Below are 17,461 nucleotides of genomic sequence, written 5' to 3' on the forward strand. Positions count from 1 at the left end.
CTCCATGAACGACACCGCCCCGCCGCTCCGCGAGCGCGACCGCTCCTCCGTGATCATGGCCGTGGTGCTCGCGACCGTCATTCTCGTCGGCGGGTGCGGTGTGCTGATCGGTTCCGTCGACGGCTACTACGCCAGCCGGGCCGAAGCCCGGGAACAGCTGGTCAGGAAGGGCGGCACGCTGCCCGACGTGACCGGCCTGAAGTGGCCGGAGGCCGTCGCGGAGTTGCAGGGCGCGGGCTTCTGGCTGCTCGACCGGAGCCGGGTGACGTTCGACGACGAGTCGCGGTTCGTCACCCGGCAGGACCCGGCGGCGGGCAGCGAGGTGCCCTTCTCCTCCCGGATCACCCTGCACACCGACAATTAACCGAGCACCGCTTGGCCGGCGCGGACGAGCAGCCAGCCCTGCGGGGCCGTCTCCGTGTCACGCGGTTCCCACCGGCCGCGGGCGACCGGCGTGAACCCGGCCTCGTCGAGCAGGCCCGCGATCGTGTCCGGGTCGAGGCGGCGGAAGTCGATGTCCCGGATGCGGCGGATCTCGTCGCCGACCTGGAAGGCGACCAGGAGCAGGCCGCCCGGCGCGAGCACCCGGCGGAACTCGGCGAAGACGCCGGGGAGCAGTTCGGCCGGAATGTGGATGATCGAATACCAGGCGAGCAGGCCGCTCAGCGACGCGTCGGGCAGGTCGAGGGAGCGCATGTCGCCCTCGGCGAACTCGATGTCGGGAAACGTCGCCCGAGCGTGGGCGAGCATTCCGGGCGACAGATCGACGCCCGAGATGTCCAGGCCGCGCCGGTGCAGCCAGGAGGTCACCCGGCCCGGCCCGCAGCCGGCCTCCAGAACCTTGCCCGGCGGCACCAGGTCGGCGAACAGCCCCAGCACGGACTGGTCGAACGGGTTGGTCTTCAGGTCGTCCATGAACAGGCCGACGTATTCGGCGACGAGGGCGTCGTATCCGGCGCGGGTTTCGGTGAGGAAGTCGGGCACACCGGCACCCTAAGGGCGGACCGGACCGGCCGGCCCGCCCTTGGGGTCAGTCGAAGACCGGCAGCTCGACCCTTCTCCGCCATTCGCGCTGGCGGCGGGTCACGTAACGGCCGGGCGCGAGCCCGGTCGCCCCGTGTTCGGGGTGCATCAGGTAGACGGGGGCGGGGGCTGCGAACGCCGGGCCGTCCGGGCCGTCCGTCCAGAGGCAGGTGCCGGGGTCGGCCACCAGCACGTGCGGGTGGACGCCGTCGAGCAGGACGATCCCCTCCGGCGGCACCGGCCGCCAGTCGGAGGCCCCCACCAGGACGGCCGGCATGACTAGGAGGTCTCCCTGGGCCTGGAGTCCGTCGAGGACCGGGATGGTCAGGCTCCGGTCGAGGTGGTCGTCGAAGGTTCGTCCGGTACGCGCGGACAGGGCGTCGAGTGTGATCATCATGTCCTCCTCACGAGCTGTTGGTAGAGCGGGGCGGTGATTCCGTAGGTCCAGGCGGCGGCCTCGACCGGGTCGGCGCTGTCGTCGGGGACGATCAGCCCGTAGCGGCGGCGGGTGCCGTCGCGTTCGACGGTCCCGTTGACGACCACCAGGACCCGGTGGTCACGGGCGTCGTAGAGGCGCAACTCGGCGTCGTTGCCCGGGTCGGGGGCGGTCGCGATGAGCCGCGCGGCGGTCCGGTCGAGGTACTCGGGCCAGCCCAAACGCTGGATCGCGGCGAGCCGGATCTCCGGGTCGGGTTCGTTCGTGACGCGGTCGGCCGTCGGGTGCTCGATCACCCAGGGCGGCACGGTCGTGCCGCGCCAGGCGTAGCCGCCGGAGCCGTCGCGGTAGACGACGGCCGGTCCGTCCTCCCGGTGGAGGACCACCTGCCCGGCTTCCGGCCCCGGCTGGGTGTGGACGACGCGCGGCCGGTCGACCACCACGCACACGTGGCGGTAGGGCAACCACCAGCCGCCCGCGCGGGCGGCCCGTTCCCACAGGTCGATGCCCTCGACCCCGGGCACCCAGGGCAGGCAGTCGTATTCGGCCAGCCAGGACACGTCGTGGACGTCTCGCCACTCGCGGTCGTGGTCGTACACGACCAGCCGGAATGGCAGGCGGCTGCGGGCCAACGGCCATCGGACGGTCCGGGCGACCTGCTCCCTGCGGTTCCTGGTGACCGGCAGACCGGCGTCGAGGTCGCGCGTCATGGTGTGGCGCCGGGCTTCGAACAGGCGCGTCAGCGCCCCGGGAGGGAACTCGGGAGGCGAGGAGACCCAGTGGAAGCCGGGCGGGGGAAGCCCGTTCAGCCGGTAGAGGCCGGCGATGGCCGCTTCGGCTTCGGGGCGGTCGGCGGGCTCGGTCGACAGGGCGACCCGGAGCCATTCTTCGCGGATGGAGGCGGCGTCTCGCCGCGTCGGGACACTCACCGGATGGGGGTGGTGTCGTCCTTTCCAACGATCATGTTTTCGATCATAACCTGATCAAATGCGCTCGAACTTAACGATTTATCTCATCCTCGGGCTCGTCATCGTCGCCGGGGTCATCTCGTTCGGCACGCTGACGTCGCAGACGATGACGTCGTTCGGGGTCGGCTCGGGTGTGGTGACCTCGATGAGCGCCCTCATCTCCTCCCTCGCCGCCGGCATCTCGGCCATCGCGGCCTGGCGGGCCAGCGTGCGCCCGCCCGCCGAGGACGACGAGGCCGTGCTGCGGCTGCTCGACATCGCCGAGCGGGCCGACGGCGAGATCCGCACGCTCGCGCTCGCCGAGCTGAACCGGGCGATCCCGCCGCTGCTGCGCAAGCGCCTGGCCGGACGCGACCGGGCGCCCGCCATGGCCATGCTCGACGGGCTGCTCACGCGAGAGGACGTACCGCGCCTGCGGCTCTTCCTGGCGATCTACGGGATCGCCTGACGAACCACTCGGCCACGACCAGGTTCGGCACCCAGCAGAGGAACGGCACGATGGCGTACGCCGCCTCGAACGACCCCAGCGCGGGCATCAGCACCACCAGCCACAACCGCAGCATCACCCCCGCGTAGGTCAGCGCGAACACCCGCGTGGCCCAGCCTCGGTGCGCCTCGACGTCGCCCTTCCGGATGGCCGCGAACGCCATGACGGCGAACGCCACCCACAACACCGCCAGCGACCCGAACCCGGCCGTGCCGATCGCGCCGGCCGAGTTGAGCGGCGCGATGACCGCCCCCGACACCCCCGCGACCAGGATCGACACCAGGGCGATCCGGCCGGCGACCCGATGCACGACGGGGAGGCGGTTCCTGATCCGGGCGGCGAACTGGAACGGCGACAGCAGCAGCGCCAGGCCGCCGAACACGATGTGCGCGTAGAAGGCGGCCCGGATCGCCGCGCCCTGGGGGGCGTAGGTCGCGGCGAGCGAGCCGTCGTCGGACATGCTCTCAAGGGAGTTGAGCAGGTAGGGCAGCGGAAAGAACACGGCGACGGCCACCGCCGTCAGCAGGAACCACCAGTACGCGGTCGTCTTCACGGAGGAGAGGCTAAGGACGAGTCGGAGGAGGTCACCTCCCTCTGTGGAGGGAGGCGTGGCGGCGACGGCCCTCGGAGAATGAATCCAGAAATGTCTCCCTGTGCCGACGGCGCGCGGGCACCCGGCGGGGCTGCCCGGCGCCCGCGCGCCGTCACCGGAAGGACGTCCTCGATGCGGCCGACGAGGGGCGACGTGCTGCTCGCCGCCGCGCTGCTCGCCGGCGGGGTGGTCGTCACCCTGCTCGTCGAACCCGGCCCGCTCTACCGGCGGCCCGACGTGCTCGGCCTCGTGCTGCCGGTCGTGGCCGCGCTGGGTTTCCTGTGGCGGACGAAGGCGCCGCTCGCGGTGCTGGTGTTCGAAGGGGTGCTCCTTTCGGTCAACGCGGCGGCCGGGTACTCCGTGGTGTTCGTCCAGTGGACGGCCTGGATCGCGGTGTTCACGTTCCACTCGCTCGACCGGCGGCGGGCGCACGGCGTGGTGCTCACGCTGGCCGCCGTGGCGGGCTGGGCGGTGTTCGACCGCTGCCTGCCGGAGGCGAACGACGTGGCGGGGGTGGCGATGTGCCTGTTCCTGTCGACCACTGCGGGCATGGCGGCGTGGAACCGGCGGGCCGTGGTGCTGATGGAGGAGCGCGTCCGGCTGGCGCGGGAACTGCACGACTCACTCGGGCACACCGTGAACGTCATGGTCATGCAGGCCGGGGTCGGCCGGCAGGTGCCCTCGTTCGGGGAGCAGGCGCTCGGGCACATCGAGGAGCTCGGGCGCGGGGCGCTCGACGAGCTCGACCGGCTGCTGCACGTGCTCGACCCGTCGATTGAGCTCGGCACCCTCGCCGCGCGGGTGCGGGCGGCCGGGCGGGAGCTGATCCTCGACGCCGGTGACGTGCCGCTGACGACCAACGGGTACCGGATCGTCCAGGAGGCGGTGACGAACGCGCTGCGGCACACCGCCGGCGGCCGGATCTCGGTGGTCATCGGGCGCAAGGGCACGGGCGTGGTGATCGACGTGCGCAACGAGGGGCGGTTCGCCGAGCCGGTGCCGGGGCGGGGGCTGGCGAACATGCGGGCGCGTGCCGAGGCCGAGGGCGGGACCCTCGTCGCCGGGCCGAACGCCACCGGGTTCCGGGTCAGGGCGGTCCTGCCGGCGTGATCAAGCTGGTCATCGCCGACGACGATCCGCTGGTGCGGCAGGTGCTGGCGGTCCTGCTCGGGGCCGAGCCCGGCATGACCGTCGCCGGGGTCGCCGGCGACGGGCTGGAGGCCGTCTACCAGGCCCGGCTGCACCGGCCCGACGTCGTGCTGATGGACGTCCGGATGCCCGGCCACGACGGCGTCGCGGCCACCCGCACGATCACCGGCTGGCCGGCGCCCCGGCCGAGGGTGCTGGTGCTGACCACGTTCGACCAGGACGAGGTCGTCGACCGGGCCATCAGGGCGGGCGCCGACGGGTTCCTGCTGAAGCGGGCCGCCCCGGCGGAGATCGTCGCCGCCGTGCGGACGGTCGCGCGCGGCGACGGGCTGCTGGCGCCCACGGTCACCCGGCGGCTGATGGGCATCCTCGCCGCCCGGCCCGCCTCGGTGGAGCACGGCCTGACCGAGCGGGAGGCCGAGGTGCTCACCGCGCTCGCCGACGGCCGGTCGAACGCCGAGATCGCCGCCGCCATGAAGGTCTCGGTGGAGACCGTCAAGACCCATATCAAGGGCATTCTCACCAAGCTGGGCGTCCGCGACCGGACGCAGGCGGTCGTCTGGGCCTACCGCAGCGGCTTCATCCGCAGGTGACAGGAACATTGACGACCCCGTAGCACATATGTAACATTCGACCAGCACTACGCAAGAATCTTGCAATTTGTCGTCTAATTTCTTTCTGTTTCTCGCAACTCTTCAGGGAATGCACTGCGTCCGTGCTCCCGCCCCCATCCGTGTCTCCACCTGTCGACCCTGACGAGAGAAGAACGCGAATGAGAAAGCTGCACGGACCTTTGAGGCTGGTGGCGACCGTCGTCGCCGCCGGCCTTGTCGCGTCTGGGCTCCTCGCCCCGCCCGCGTCCGCCGCCGGCGGACCCAACCTGTCGTTGGGCAAGGCCACTGCGGTCTCCAGCGCCACCGCAGGTCAGACCGCCTCCGCCCTCAACGACGGCAACCAGTCGACCTACTGGGAGAGCGTCAACAACAGCTTCCCGCAGTGGGCGCGCATCGACCTCGGCAGTGCCACCGCCGTGGACCAGATCGTGCTCAAGGTGCCCGGCGCGTCCGCCTGGCAGACCCGCACCCAGACGCTGACCGTCCAGGGCAGTTCCGACGGCAACTCCTTCTCCACCGTCGTGGCCTCGGCGAACTACACGTTCAACCCGGCCACGGGGAACTCCGTCACGATCAACTTCGGCTCGGCCACGCACCGCTACTGGCGGGTCAACGTCACCGCCAACACCGGCTGGCCGGCCGCCCAGATCTCGGAGTTCGAGATCTACGCCACCGACGGCGGCGGCAACACCGGCGGCAATCTTGCTTCCGGCCGTACGATGACCGGCAGCTCCGTGTCGCAGAATTACGTCGCTTCGAACGCGAACGACAACAACCAGGCCACCTACTGGGAGAGCAACAACAACGTCTTCCCCGAGTGGCTCCAGGTCGACCTCGGCGCGTCCACCTCGGTCAACCGGGTGGTGCTGAAGCTCCCCGCCTCCGGCTGGGCCACCCGCACCCAGACGCTGGCCGTCCAGGGCAGCACGAACGGGTCGAGCTTCTCCGACATCGTCGGGTCGGCGGGCTACACGTTCAACCCGGCCACGGGCAACACGGTGACGATCAACTTCACCGCGACCTCGACCCGGTACGTGCGCCTGAACATCACCGGCAACACCGGCTGGGCCGCCGGGCAGATCTCCGAGTTCGAGGTCTACGGGCCCACGACCCCCGGTGACACCCAGGCGCCCTCCACCCCGGGCACCCTGAGCTTCACCGAGCCGGCCGCCAACCAGATCAGGCTCGCCTGGGGCGCCTCGACCGACAACGTCGCGGTGACCGGCTACGAGGTCTTCCGCAACGGGACCTCCATCACCACCGTCGCGGGCAACGTGCTGACGTACACCGACACCCAGCCCTCGACCGCCACGGTGACCTACACGGTGCGCGCCCGCGACGCCGCGGGGAACACCTCCGGCAACAGCAACGCGGTGACCCGCCAGGGCCAGTCGGGCGGCGACACCCAGGCGCCCTCCGCGCCGGGCACGCTGAGCTACACCGAGCCCGCCGCCGGTCAGATCCGCCTCGCCTGGGGCGCCGCGACCGACAACGTCGGCGTGGCCGGCTACGAGATCTTCCGCGACGGCAACTACCTCGCGCAGGTCGGCGCCGGTTCGCTCACCTACACCGACAACCAGCCCGCCACGGTCACCGTCAGCTACCAGGTGCGGGCGAAGGACGCGGCCGGCAACAACGGCCCGCTGAGCAACTCGGTGACCCGCACGGGCAGCAACCCGCCCACCGGCACGAACCTGGCCCAGGGCAAGGAGATCACCGAGTCGGGCCACGTGCACACGTTCGTGGCGGCCAACGCCAACGACAACAACCTCGACACCTACTGGGAGGGCGCGTCCGGCGTCTGGCCCAGCGTGCTGACGGTGAAGCTCGGGTCGAACGCCAACATCACCTCGGTGGTGCTGAAGCTGAACCCGTCGTCGGCGTGGGGCTCGCGTACCCAGAACGTCCAGGTGTTCGGCCGTGACCAGGCCGCGACGACCTACACCAGCCTGGTCGGCGCGACCGGCTACACCTTCAACCCGGCCGCGCAGAACACGGTGACGATCCCGGTCACCGCGACCACGGCCGACGTGCAGCTCCGGATCACCAGCAACACCGGCGCCCCGGCGGGCCAGATCGCCGAGTTCCAGGTGTTCGGCACCCCGGCGCCCAACCCCGACCTCCAGGTCACCGCGCTGAGCTGGTCGCCCACCTCGCCCAACGAGACGCAGGCGATCACCGTCACCGGCACGGTCCGCAACAACGGCACCTCGGCCTCCCCGGCCGACAGCGTGAACGTCACTGTGGGCGGCAGCCTCGTCGGCACGGTCAGCATCCCGGCCCTGGCGGCCGGCGCGCAGGCCACGTTCACCCAGAACGTCGGCGCCCGCCCGCAGGGCACCTACGCGGTCGCCGCGACGGTCGACGCCGACGGCACCGTGTTCGAGCAGAACGAGGCCAACAACACCTTCACCGCACCGACCCAGCTCACGGTCGCCCAGGCCCCCGGCCCCGACCTGCAGGTCACCGGCGTGACGTCCAACCCGGCCAACCCGGCCGTCGGCCAGGCCGTCAGCTTCACCGTCTCGGTCCACAACCGCGGCATCGACCCGGCGGGCGCGAGCACCACCCGCGTCACGGTCGGCTCGGCCACCCTGAACGGTTCCACCGGCACGATCGCGGCGGGGGCCACGGCCACCGTCTCGATCAGCGGAACCTGGACGGCCACCAGCGGCGGCGCGACCATCACCGCCACGGCCGACGCCACCGGCGCGGTCACCGAGACCAACGAGTCGAACAACACGTTCACGCAGGCCATCGTGGTCGGGCGCGGCGCCGCGGTGCCGTACACCGAGTACGAGGCCGAGGCCGCTCAGCACAACGGGACGGTCCTGACCGCCGACGCGCTGCGCACCTTCGGGCACACGAACTTCGCCTCGGAGTCGAGCGGCCGCAGCTCGGTCCGCCTGAACAGCACCGGCCAGTACGTCGAGTTCACCTCGACCGTGCCGTCGAACTCGATCGTCATCCGCAACTCGATCCCGGACGCCGCCTCCGGCGGCGGCCAGGACAAGACGATCAGCCTCTACATCAACGGCACGTTCAACCGGAAGATCACCCTGAGCTCGAAGCACTCCTGGCTGTACGGCTCGACCGACGACCCCGAGGGCCTCACCCAGAACCCCGGCGGCGACGCGCGACGCCTGTTCGACGAGTCGAACGCGCTGCTCAGCCAGAGCTACCCGGTCGGCACCAAGTTCCGCCTCCAGCGGGACGCCACCGACGACGCCGCGTTCTACATCATCGACCTGATCGACCTGGAGCAGGTCGCTCCCCCGCTGAGCCAGCCCTCGGGCTGCACCAGCATCACTCAGTACGGCGCCGTCCCGAACGACGGCAACGACGACACCCAGGCGATCCAGCGCGCGGTCACCGACGACCAGAACGGCGTCATCAGCTGCGTGTGGATCCCGGCGGGCCAGTGGCGGCAGGAGCAGAAGATCCTGACCGACGACCCGCTGAACCGCGGCAACCACAACCAGGTCGGCATCAGCAACGTGACGATCCGCGGCGCCGGCATGTGGCACTCGCAGCTCTACACGACCGTCGAACCGCACCTGGTCCAGGGCGGCATCAACCACCCGCACGAGGGCAACTTCGGCTTCGACATCGACAACAACACCCAGATCTCCGACATCGCGATCTTCGGCTCGGGCCGCATCCGCGGCGGACCCGGCGGCGCCGAGGGCGGCGTGGGCCTGAACGGCCGCTTCGGCCAGAACACCAAGATCACGAACGTCTGGATCGAGCACGCGAACGTGGGCGTCTGGGCCGGTCGCGACTACACGAACATCCCCGAACTGTGGGGGCCCGGCATCGGGGTGGAGTTCAGCGGCATGCGCATCCGCAACACCTACGCCGACGGCATCAACTTCGCCAACGGCACCCGCAACTCCAAGGTGTTCAACAGCTCGTTCCGGACCACCGGCGACGACGCGCTGGCCGTGTGGGCGTCCAAGTACGTCAAGGACCAGTCGGTCGACATCGGCTCGAACAACCAGTTCATCAACAACACGATCCAGTTGCCCTGGCGCGCCAACGGCATCGCGGTCTACGGCGGCTTCGGCAACAAGATCGAGAACAACCTGATCTACGACACCGCGAACTACCCCGGCATCATGCTGGCGACCGACCACGACCCGATCCCCTTCACCGGGACGACGCTGATCGCCAACAACGGCCTCTACCGGACCGGCGGGGCGTTCTGGAACGAAGACCAGGAGTTCGGCGCGATCACCCTGTTCGCACAGGGCGCCGGCATCCCGGGCGTGACCATCCGGGACACCGACATCGTCGACTCGACCTACGACGGCATCCAGTTCAAGACGGGCGGCGGTGAGGTGACCGCCCAGATCACCAACGTGCGGATCGACAAGTCGAACAACGGCGCGGGCATCCTGGCGATGTCCGGGGCCCGCGGCTCGGCGACCCTCACGAACGTGACGATCACCAACTCGGCCGACGGCGACATCGTCCGCCAGCCGGGCACGCAGTTCATCATCAACTGACCTTCTCGGAACGAGAACCAGCCGTGGGCCCGGGGGGCTCACGGCTGGTTCCGTTATGTACGTTGATGCGATGGACCTGCGCTGCTCCTCCTGCGACGTGGCCGCCGACCCCCTGGCCTGGGCCTGCCCCTCCTGCGGAGGCGCGCTCGACGTGCCCCCGATCCCGCTCGACGGGTCGCCCTCCGGGGAGGGCGGGTGGCGGTACCGCGACTGGCTCCCGGCCGTCGACGCGATCTCGCTCGGCGAACCGGTCACCCCGCTGGTCCCGATGCCGTGGGACGGGCTCGACCTGACCCTCAAGCTGGAGGGGGCGCTGCCGACGGGCTCCTTCAAGGACCGGGGCACCGCCGTGCTGGTGTCGTGGCTGAAGGCCCACGGGGCGTCGTCGGTCGTGATCGACTCCTCGGGGAACGCCGGGGCGGCGCTGGCGGCGTACAGCGCGCGGGCCGGGCTCAAGTGCCACGTCTTCGCGCCCGCCTCGGCGTCGCCGGGGAAGCTGAAGCAGATCGCGGCCTACGGCGCCGAGCTGCACGCCGTGCCCGGCACCCGCCAGGCGGTGGCCGACGCGGCCGTCGAACACGCCCGCGTCACCGGCGACGTCTACGCCTCGCACGCCTGGCACCCGATGTTCGTCGCGGGCACCCGGACCTTCGCGTTCGAGGCGTGGGAGCAGATGGGGGTGCCCGACGCGGTCGTGCTGCCGGTCGGGGCCGGGACGCTGATGCTCGGCATCGCGCACGGCTTCGCCGACCTGCGGGCGGCGGGCCTGACCGACCGGGTGCCGGAGATCTACGCGATCCAGTCGACGGCCTGCGCGCCGCTGGTGACCGGCGGGACCGAGCCGGTCGAGGTCGTCGTGGGCGACACTGCGGCGGAGGGCATCAAGATCGCCCACCCACCCAGGGGCCGGGCCATCATCGCGCACGCGACCGACGTTCTGGCCGTCGACGACACCGCCCTGTGGACGGCCCACGCGCGCCTCCGCCTGGCCGGCGTCTACACCGAACCGACGTCGGCGATCGCCCTGGCGGGGTTGACGGGCCTGAGGGAACGGCTCGACGGCAGGAAGGTGCTGGTGCCGATCACGGCGACCGGCCTCAAGTCACCGGCCTGACCTGCCCACTTCGGCCGACGGTCCTGGCGCGGAGCCGATTCGCCGCGAGGATCACGCCGCGGCGGACTCGCCTGGTTCCAGGTGCAGGCCGAGCTGGGAGTAGAGCTCCAGCTGGTCGAAGTACTCCCGGTGGGTGGCGATCTTCCCGTCCTCCAGGAACGAGGCGCAGGTGCCGCGCAGCGTGATGCGGCGGCCCGTCGGCGCCAGGTCGCTGCCGTCGGGCAGCAGGAAGGGCCCGGTGTGCGTGCCGATCGCCGTCCACTCGACCATCAAGGGATTGTCGGTGGTGGTGGCCTCGTACCAGACGGCGAGGTGGAGGTCCGGGAATCCCCTGAAGAACTGCTCGTAAAGCCAGAGGATCTGTTCGGGTCCCTCGGCCACTCCCGCAGGCGAGACGTAGGTGGCGTCGTCGGTGAAGAGCTCTCGCATCCGCGCCAAGTCGTGGTCGTTGATCGCCGCGGCGAGCCTGCGTTTGGTTGCCCACTTGTCAACCATGGATATGTCCTCCCTGGTCACGACATACCTCACGTTACCCACGGATCGGGAGACACCGTCCCACGTGGCCGTCGCCCACGCTCCACGGAATGCCCGCCAAGGCAAACTCAGACCTTGCGGGTCAGCAGCGGCAGCACCACGTCGTCGACGAGCCGCTCCGCCATCCCCGGCGTGTCGCCGAGCCACAGCGCCTCGGCCACCAGCGGCCCGATCAGCAGCCGGTCGACCATGGTCAGGATCGGGTTGCCGGGGTCGATCTCGCCCGCCGCGACGTGCCGCTCCAGGGCCCGGCGCAACACCGCCAACTCGGGCTCGATCATCAGCTCGTGGAAGGCGGCCCGCAGTTCCTCGTCGACCAAAACCGCCTGGGCCAGGCCGGTCAGCGGCCGGGGCACGGTCCCCCGGCGGGTCGCCGCCAGCAGGTCTCCCCGCAGGCTGCCGGTGTCGATCTCCTCGGGGCGGGCGGGCTTGCTCGCCTTCACCGCGGTGATGACCATCTTCGCCTTGCCGCCCCACCGCCGGTAGAGCGTCGCGGTGCTCGCGCGGGCGGCCCTGGCGATGTCGTCGATGGTCACCTCGTCGTAGCCCTTCTCCCGGACGAGAGCCAGGGCGATGCCGAGCAGTTCGTGTTCGCGCTCCTCGGTGAGGCGGCTGCGCATGAGACTCCTTATCGAAAACGCGTTTTCGACTGTCCGTTTTCTATTGTATCGTCGACGGCATGGAAACAGTTCTGATCACCGGCGGGACCGGCTTCCTCGCCACCCGCGTCATCGCCGCCGCCCAAGAGGCCGGCTACGACGTGCGGACCACCGTCCGCCACACCCCCGTCGAGGGCGTGCCCTCGGTCGTCGCCGACCTCACGTCCGACGAGGGGTGGGACGAGGCCGTGGCAGGGTGCGACTACGTCCTGCACGTCGCCTCCCCCCTGCCGGCGGCCCAGCCCGACCACGAGGACGAGGTGATCATCCCAGCCCGTGACGGCACCCTGCGCGTGCTGCGCGCGGCCCGTGACGCGGGAGTGCGCCGGACGGTCGTGACCTCGTCGTTCGCCGCCATCGGCTACGGGCACCCGCAGACCGACCGGCCCTTCACCGAGGACGACTGGACCCGCCCCGACGCGGACATCGCGGCCTACCCGAAGTCGAAGGTGATCGCCGAACGCGCGGCCTGGGACTTCGACCGGGGAGCCATGGAACTCACCGTGGTCAACCCGACCGGCATCTTCGGCCCCGTGACCGGGCCGCGCTACGCCAGCTCGATCAGGATCCTGGCCGGACTGCTCGACGGCAGCATGCCGGCCATCCCGAACATGTGGTTCGGGATGGTGGACGTCCGGGACGCCGCCGACCTCCATCTGCGCGCGATGACCTCGCCGAAGGCGGCCGGGGAGCGCTTCATCGGGGCGTCGGGCGACGCGGTGTCGATGGCCCACATCGCCCGGGTCCTGCGTGAGCGCCTCGGCGCGACGACCCCGACCGAGCTCCTCCCGGACGAGGTGGTCAGGAAACTGGCCGAGACCGACGACCGGATGGCCGAACTGGCCAGGAACGTGGGCCGGATCCGGCACCTGTCGAACGCCAAGGCCCGGTCACTGCTCGGCTGGAACCCCCGCCCGACCGAGGACGTCATCACCGACACGGGCCGCAGCCTCATCGAAGGCGGCTACGTCTGACAAATCCTCCTATGGACGTATCCACGATCAACGTCGGATAATTCGACTGCTGTTGCTCGCGAGCCCCAGTCACCGTGGCCCGCACCCCACCCCCGGTGATCTGCGCTGCCCGGGCGACAGAAGGGTTTCCTCGTGAAACGTGCTGTGTTCTTGGCGTTGGCCCTGGTGGCCGCGCTGCTCATCCCCTCGCAGGCCAACGCGGCCAACCTGCTCGCCAACCCCGGGCTCGAATCGGGATCGCTCTCTCCCTGGACGTGTACGGGAGGGCTCGGGTCGGCGGTGGCCTCCCCTGTTCGTACCGGAACCAGAGCGCTCGCCGGTGCGGCCAGCGCCTCGGACAACGCCCGGTGCAGCCAGAACGTGTCGGTGCGCCCGAGCACGGCCTACGTGCTGACGGCGTGGGTGCGGGGCAACTACGTCTACCTGGGCGTGCAGGGCGGCAGCTCGGTCTGGACGTCGTCGGCCGACTGGCGGCAGCTGACCCTGAACTTCACCACCGCCGCCGGGCAGACCACGGCACAGGTCTACCTCCACGGCTGGTACGGCCAGGGCACCTACTACGCCGACGACATCAGCTTCGACGGCCCGGGCGGCACCAACCCGAGCCCGTCCCCGTCCCCGTCGCCCAGCCCGTCTCCGTCGCCGTCGCCGTCGCCTTCGGCCAGCCCTTCGCCCACGCCCACGGTCACCCCCACCAACGGCCCGACCTGCGCGGTCAAGGGCAAGCCCGCCGGGAAGGTGCTCCAGGGCTACTGGGAGAACTGGGACGGCGCGGTCAACGGCGTGCACCCGCCGCTCGGCTGGATCCCGATCACCGACGCCCGGATCAGGCAGCACGGCTACAACGTCATCAACGCCGCCTTCCCGGTGATCCGCTCTGACGGGACGGTCCTGTGGGAGGACGGCATGGACGCGACCGTGAAGGTCGCCACCCCGGCCGAGATGTGCGCGGCCAAGGCGGCGGGCGCGACGATCCTGATGTCGATCGGCGGGGCCACGGCGGGCATCGACCTGTCGTCGAGCGTGGTGGCCGATCGGTTCATCGCGACGATCGTGCCGATCCTCAAGCGGTACAACTTCGACGGCATCGACATCGACATCGAGACCGGCCTGACCGGCAGCGGCAACATCAACACGCTGTCGGCGTCGCAGGCCAACCTGATCAGGATCATCGACGGCGTGCTGGCGCAGATGCCGTCGAACTTCGGCCTGACCATGGCCCCGGAGACCGCCTACGTCACCGGCGGCAGCGTCACCTACGGCTCGATCTGGGGCGCGTACCTGCCGATCATCAAGAAGTACGCCGACAACGGCCGGTTGTGGTGGCTGAACCAGCAGTACTACAACGGGTCGATGTACGGCTGCTCCGGCGACTCCTACTCGGCCGGGACGGTCCAGGGCTTCGTCGCCCAGACGACCTGCCTCAACAACGGCCTGGTGATCCAGGGCGTGACGATCCGGGTGCCCTACGACAAGCAGGTCCCCGGCCTGCCCGCCCAGGTGGGCGCGGGCGGCGGCCACATGTCGCCGGCGCTGGTGTCGCAGGCGTGGAACAGCTTCAACGGCCAGCTCAAGGGCCTGATGACCTGGTCGATCAACTGGGACGGCTCCCGCAACTGGACCTTCGGCGACAACGTGAAGGCGCTACAGGGCCGTTAGGGGGTACGTCCCCCGGCATGCGGATCATGTGGGGCACGACCGCGCTGGCCTGCTGCGCCGGCGCGGTCGACCTCTTCACCTTCCTCGAACTGGGCGGCGCCTTCGCCGGCATCATCACGGGCAACGTGGTGACGGCGGCGTCGGGCAGGTGGATCGCCGCCCTGACGGCCGTGGCCGGGTTCGGCGCCGGCGCCTACGCCTGGGCGGTGACCTTCCGTTCGAGGCGCACGCCGGGCCTGGTCGCGGAGCTGGTCCTGCTGGTCGTCGTGGCGATCGGCTGGATCGGCACCGGCACCCACCCCGACCTGTCGGGCCGGCTGGTCCTGCTGGCCCTGGCGGGCATCGCGATGGGCGGCCAGAGCGCGATGATGCTGGGCCTGCACCCGAACACGACGTACATGACCGGCGTGCTGACCACCTCCCTCCACGACCTGGCGACCGGCCGGAGGGACCCGTTCGTGACGGCCCTCCGGCAGATCGGCGCGCTGGCCGTCGGGGCGGCGTCGACGGCCATGCTGCTGACGGTCAGCCGGCCGTTCGCCCCGGTGCTCGCGGTCCTCCTCTTGATCGCCGCGATCTTCCTGCTTCCGGTAGAAATACGAAATGGCCGTCATTGATGTGACCAACAGCTCCGACGACTGGCTCGCCTGCTGGCTTGAGCCGCTGGGCGAGGACCGCTGGATGAGACCCCGCGAGACCTTCCGGTTCCGGAACAGCTATGCCGGAGACGAGCCCGCCTTCATCGTCGTCTACGAGAAGGACTCGGACGGGATCAACCACATCGCCGTCTGGATCGAGAACGGTGACATCTACGCCGAGGTGACCACAACCGACGGCACCGTCGTCGATTGTGGCCACCAGCGGGCCGAGGCGCAGGAGTCCAGCGGTGTGGCCCGGCGCCTCATCGCGGAGGTCAGCGAGCTGTCAGGGCATACCCCGCCGGTCTCGTCGTGAAGGCTCCCCGGCCCTGGGTGCGGCTGCGGAGCCGGGTCGCGTAGCCGAAGACCTCGGCCAGGGGGACCATCGCCGTGATGACGACCGTGCCCGGTCTGGCCTCCGTCCCGGAGACCTGGCCCTTTCTCGCGGCCAGGTCGCCGAGCACGCCGCCCGCCAGGTCGTCGGGGACCGTCACCGTCACCTCCGTCACGGGTTCGAGGACGGCCATCCGGCAGGAGCGCAGCGCCTCGCGCAGGGCGAGGCGGCCGGCGGTGCGGAAGGCCAGTTCCGAGGAGTCCTTCACGTGGGTGGCGCCGTCGGTCAGGGTCACCCGCAGGCCCATGACCGGGTGCCCGCCGAGGGGTCCTTCGGCCAGGGCGTCGCGGCACCCCTGTTCGACCGCCTTCACGTACTCCTTCGGCACCCGGCCGCCGACGACCGTGCTCGCGAACACGAACGGCTCGTCGCACGGTTCGACGTCGAGGCGGACGTGGGCGTACTGGCCGGCGCCGCCGTCCTGTTTGACGTGCCGGTAGAGGACGCCGGTCACGCCCGTCACGACGGTCTCCCGCAGCGCGACCTGCGGGGCGCCGACGCGGATGGTGAGGCCGCGGTCGCGGCGGATCTTCTCCACGGCCACCTCCAAGTGGAGTTCTCCCAGGCCGGACAGGATGGTCTGGCCGGTCTCCGGGTCGGTTCGTACACGAATGGATGGGTCTTCGTCGGCCAGGCGGGCCAGCGCGACGGCGAGCTTCTGGTGTTCGGCCCCGGTCGCGGCCTCCACCGCGACCGAGACGACCGGTTCGGTCGTCGACGGGGGCTCCAGCACGAGCGGCGCGGCCGGGTCGGTCAGCGTCGCGCCCGTCCGCACCGATTTGGGTCCGGTGACGGCCACGATGTCGCCCGCCTCGGCACGGTCGAGGTCGCTGTGCCGGTCGGCCTGGATGCGCAGGATGCGCGACACCCGCTCGGTCCTCCCGGTCGTCGTGTCGAGGACGGTGTCGCCCTTGCGCAACGTGCCGGAGTAGACGCGCAGGAGCGCCATCCGTTCGGCCACCTTGAACACCAGCCCGGCGAACGGACGGTCGTCGACACGCGGTTCCGGCAGGTAGGCCACCACGGCGTCGAGCAGTTCCTCGATGCCCTGGTTGCGGTAGGCCGACCCGCTCAGCACCACGACCACCTCGTTCCTGGCCGTCAGTTCCCGCAGCGCCCGCTGCAACGTCGCCGGGGACACGTCGGGATACTCCTCCAGCACGTCCGGATGCAGCTCGGCGACCTGATCGACCAGGTCGGGGCTGCCGAGAACGAGCGGCCTCGGATGCAGCCGCCGCCGGATCGCCTCGACGGTCGCGCCGAGGTCGGCCCCGGGCCGGTCCATCTTGTTGACGAACACGATCCGCGGCACGCCATGGCGATCGGCCCGCCGCCAGACCGCCTCGCTCTGCGGCTCGACGCCCGCCACGGCGTCGAACACCGCGACCGCCCCGTCGAGCACCCGCAACGACCGCTCGACCTCGTCGGAGAAGTCGACGTGCCCGGGGGTGTCGATCAGGTTGATCTGCGCGCCCTGCCAGTGACAGGTCACCGCCGCCGCGAAGATCGTGATCCCACGATCCCGCTCCTGCGAGTCGAAATCCGTGACGGTGGTGCCATGGTGCACTTCACCCTGCTTGTACGTCGCCCCGGTCGCGAACAGGATGCGCTCGGTGACGGTGGTCTTGCCGGCGTCGACGTGGGCGAGGATGCCGATGTTACGAAGGGTCATGGCCGTTTCTCTTTCGAGAGGTGAATCCGGAAAGGACGGC

Annotated in this window: 17 protein-coding genes; 10 read left to right on the plus strand and 7 right to left on the minus strand. The window is 70.5% G+C overall.

Annotation, left to right across the window (positions count from 1 at the left end; all coding sequences use genetic code 11):
• The first annotated feature begins 4 nt into the window (after positions 1 to 4).
• Positions 5 to 364: a PASTA domain-containing protein gene (locus tag AW271_RS30665; protein WP_062341090.1), complete on the plus strand. Its 360-nt coding sequence runs from the start codon at positions 5 to 7 to the stop codon at positions 362 to 364.
• On the opposite strand, the gene AW271_RS30670 is transcribed toward AW271_RS30665, so the two are convergent.
• From AW271_RS30670 to AW271_RS30680, 3 genes are read right to left on the minus strand one after another with little or no spacing between them, the layout of a single operon-like run.
• A complete protein-coding gene (locus AW271_RS30670) occupies positions 361 to 984 on the minus strand; it encodes a class I SAM-dependent methyltransferase (protein ID WP_062341091.1) in 624 nt (207 codons plus the stop codon). The genes AW271_RS30665 and AW271_RS30670 overlap by 4 nt on opposite strands.
• A 46-nt stretch (positions 985 to 1,030) precedes the next feature.
• Entirely contained in the window at positions 1,031 to 1,417 is a 387-nt protein-coding gene (locus tag AW271_RS30675; RefSeq protein ID WP_245653289.1) for a DUF8820 family protein, read from the minus strand.
• Complete coding sequence (locus AW271_RS30680; protein ID WP_062341093.1) at positions 1,417 to 2,388, minus strand: DUF6745 domain-containing protein; 972 nt, start codon at positions 2,386 to 2,388, stop codon at positions 1,417 to 1,419. Before AW271_RS30680 ends, AW271_RS30675 begins: the two co-directional genes overlap by 1 nt.
• 58 nt (positions 2,389 to 2,446) lie before the next feature.
• On the opposite strand from AW271_RS30680, the gene AW271_RS30685 reads away from it, so the two are divergent.
• Complete coding sequence (locus AW271_RS30685) at positions 2,447 to 2,875, plus strand: hypothetical protein (protein WP_062341094.1); 429 nt, start codon at positions 2,447 to 2,449, stop codon at positions 2,873 to 2,875.
• Here the strand turns inward: AW271_RS30685 and AW271_RS30690 are convergent.
• Entirely contained in the window at positions 2,817 to 3,467 is a 651-nt protein-coding gene (locus AW271_RS30690; RefSeq protein WP_062341095.1) for a DUF2306 domain-containing protein, read from the minus strand. The genes AW271_RS30685 and AW271_RS30690 overlap by 59 nt on opposite strands.
• A gap of 171 nt (positions 3,468 to 3,638) precedes the next feature.
• Between AW271_RS30690 and AW271_RS30695 the strand changes: the two genes are divergently transcribed.
• The 4 genes from AW271_RS30695 to AW271_RS30710 all read left to right on the plus strand — a co-directional run bounded on the left by AW271_RS30695 (position 3,639) and on the right by AW271_RS30710 (position 10,891).
• The gene (locus tag AW271_RS30695) at positions 3,639 to 4,616 is read left to right on the plus strand and encodes a sensor histidine kinase (protein ID WP_062341096.1); all 978 of its coding nucleotides are present in this window, start codon (positions 3,639 to 3,641) and stop codon (positions 4,614 to 4,616) included.
• On the plus strand, positions 4,613 to 5,248 hold the full coding sequence (locus AW271_RS30700) for a response regulator transcription factor (RefSeq protein ID WP_062341097.1): 636 nt from the start codon (positions 4,613 to 4,615) through the stop codon (positions 5,246 to 5,248). Before AW271_RS30695 ends, AW271_RS30700 begins: the two co-directional genes overlap by 4 nt.
• Positions 5,249 to 5,427: 179 nt before the next feature.
• The gene (locus AW271_RS30705) at positions 5,428 to 9,777 is read left to right on the plus strand and encodes a galactose-binding domain-containing protein (RefSeq protein ID WP_062341098.1); all 4,350 of its coding nucleotides are present in this window, start codon (positions 5,428 to 5,430) and stop codon (positions 9,775 to 9,777) included.
• A gap of 55 nt (positions 9,778 to 9,832) precedes the next feature.
• Positions 9,833 to 10,891: a threonine synthase gene (locus tag AW271_RS30710; protein ID WP_063818172.1), complete on the plus strand. Its 1,059-nt coding sequence runs from the start codon at positions 9,833 to 9,835 to the stop codon at positions 10,889 to 10,891.
• A 51-nt stretch (positions 10,892 to 10,942) separates the two neighbouring features.
• Here AW271_RS30710 and AW271_RS30715 read toward each other — a convergent pair whose 3' ends face one another.
• Entirely contained in the window at positions 10,943 to 11,386 is a 444-nt protein-coding gene (locus AW271_RS30715; protein WP_062341100.1) for an ester cyclase, read from the minus strand.
• 107 nt (positions 11,387 to 11,493) lie between these two features.
• Positions 11,494 to 12,045 carry a TetR/AcrR family transcriptional regulator gene (locus AW271_RS30720; protein ID WP_062341101.1) on the minus strand — a complete coding sequence of 184 codons (552 nt, stop codon included), beginning with the start codon at positions 12,043 to 12,045 and terminating at the stop codon, positions 11,494 to 11,496.
• Positions 12,046 to 12,104: 59 nt separating this feature from the next.
• Here AW271_RS30720 and AW271_RS30725 point away from each other — a divergent pair, with 59 nt between their 5' ends.
• From AW271_RS30725 to AW271_RS30740, 4 genes are all read left to right on the plus strand, one after another.
• Positions 12,105 to 13,058 carry an SDR family oxidoreductase gene (locus AW271_RS30725; RefSeq protein ID WP_062341102.1) on the plus strand — a complete coding sequence of 318 codons (954 nt, stop codon included), beginning with the start codon at positions 12,105 to 12,107 and terminating at the stop codon, positions 13,056 to 13,058.
• Between the two features lie 132 nt (positions 13,059 to 13,190).
• On the plus strand, positions 13,191 to 14,717 hold the full coding sequence (locus tag AW271_RS30730) for a glycosyl hydrolase family 18 protein (RefSeq protein ID WP_245653290.1): 1,527 nt from the start codon (positions 13,191 to 13,193) through the stop codon (positions 14,715 to 14,717).
• 17 nt (positions 14,718 to 14,734) lie between these two features.
• Positions 14,735 to 15,334, plus strand: a complete 600-nt coding sequence (locus tag AW271_RS30735) for a DUF1275 family protein (RefSeq protein WP_062341104.1) — start codon at positions 14,735 to 14,737, stop codon at positions 15,332 to 15,334.
• Positions 15,321 to 15,671: a hypothetical protein gene (locus tag AW271_RS30740; protein ID WP_157554793.1), complete on the plus strand. Its 351-nt coding sequence runs from the start codon at positions 15,321 to 15,323 to the stop codon at positions 15,669 to 15,671. The genes AW271_RS30735 and AW271_RS30740 overlap by 14 nt, the downstream gene beginning before the upstream one ends.
• Here AW271_RS30740 and AW271_RS30745 read toward each other — a convergent pair.
• The gene (locus AW271_RS30745; protein WP_062341106.1) at positions 15,631 to 17,421 is read right to left on the minus strand and encodes an elongation factor G; all 1,791 of its coding nucleotides are present in this window, start codon (positions 17,419 to 17,421) and stop codon (positions 15,631 to 15,633) included. The two genes, AW271_RS30740 and AW271_RS30745, sit on opposite strands and share 41 nt — an antisense overlap.
• Between the last annotated feature and the right edge of the window lie 40 nt (positions 17,422 to 17,461).

The organism is Herbidospora sakaeratensis (assembly GCF_001570525.1).
GTDB classification, from domain to species: domain Bacteria; phylum Actinomycetota; class Actinomycetes; order Streptosporangiales; family Streptosporangiaceae; genus Herbidospora; species Herbidospora sakaeratensis.

Excerpts from the sequence above, each read along its gene's own strand:
- AW271_RS30665 (WP_062341090.1), top strand. The coding sequence starts at position 5 with ATGAACGACACCGCCCCGCCGCTCCGCGAGCGCGACCGCTCCTCCGTG.
- AW271_RS30675 (WP_245653289.1), bottom strand. The coding sequence starts at position 1,417 with ATGATCACACTCGACGCCCTGTCCGCGCGTACCGGACGAACCTTCGAC.
- AW271_RS30685 (WP_062341094.1), top strand. The coding sequence starts at position 2,447 with ATGCGCTCGAACTTAACGATTTATCTCATCCTCGGGCTCGTCATCGTC.
- AW271_RS30695 (WP_062341096.1), top strand. The coding sequence starts at position 3,639 with ATGCGGCCGACGAGGGGCGACGTGCTGCTCGCCGCCGCGCTGCTCGCC.
- AW271_RS30705 (WP_062341098.1), top strand. The coding sequence starts at position 5,428 with ATGAGAAAGCTGCACGGACCTTTGAGGCTGGTGGCGACCGTCGTCGCC.
- AW271_RS30710 (WP_063818172.1), top strand. The coding sequence starts at position 9,833 with ATGTACGTTGATGCGATGGACCTGCGCTGCTCCTCCTGCGACGTGGCC.
- AW271_RS30715 (WP_062341100.1), bottom strand. The coding sequence starts at position 11,386 with ATGGTTGACAAGTGGGCAACCAAACGCAGGCTCGCCGCGGCGATCAAC.
- AW271_RS30720 (WP_062341101.1), bottom strand. The coding sequence starts at position 12,045 with ATGCGCAGCCGCCTCACCGAGGAGCGCGAACACGAACTGCTCGGCATC.
- AW271_RS30725 (WP_062341102.1), top strand. The coding sequence starts at position 12,105 with ATGGAAACAGTTCTGATCACCGGCGGGACCGGCTTCCTCGCCACCCGC.
- AW271_RS30735 (WP_062341104.1), top strand. The coding sequence starts at position 14,735 with ATGCGGATCATGTGGGGCACGACCGCGCTGGCCTGCTGCGCCGGCGCG.
- AW271_RS30740 (WP_157554793.1), top strand. The coding sequence starts at position 15,321 with ATGGCCGTCATTGATGTGACCAACAGCTCCGACGACTGGCTCGCCTGC.
- AW271_RS30745 (WP_062341106.1), bottom strand. The coding sequence starts at position 17,421 with ATGACCCTTCGTAACATCGGCATCCTCGCCCACGTCGACGCCGGCAAG.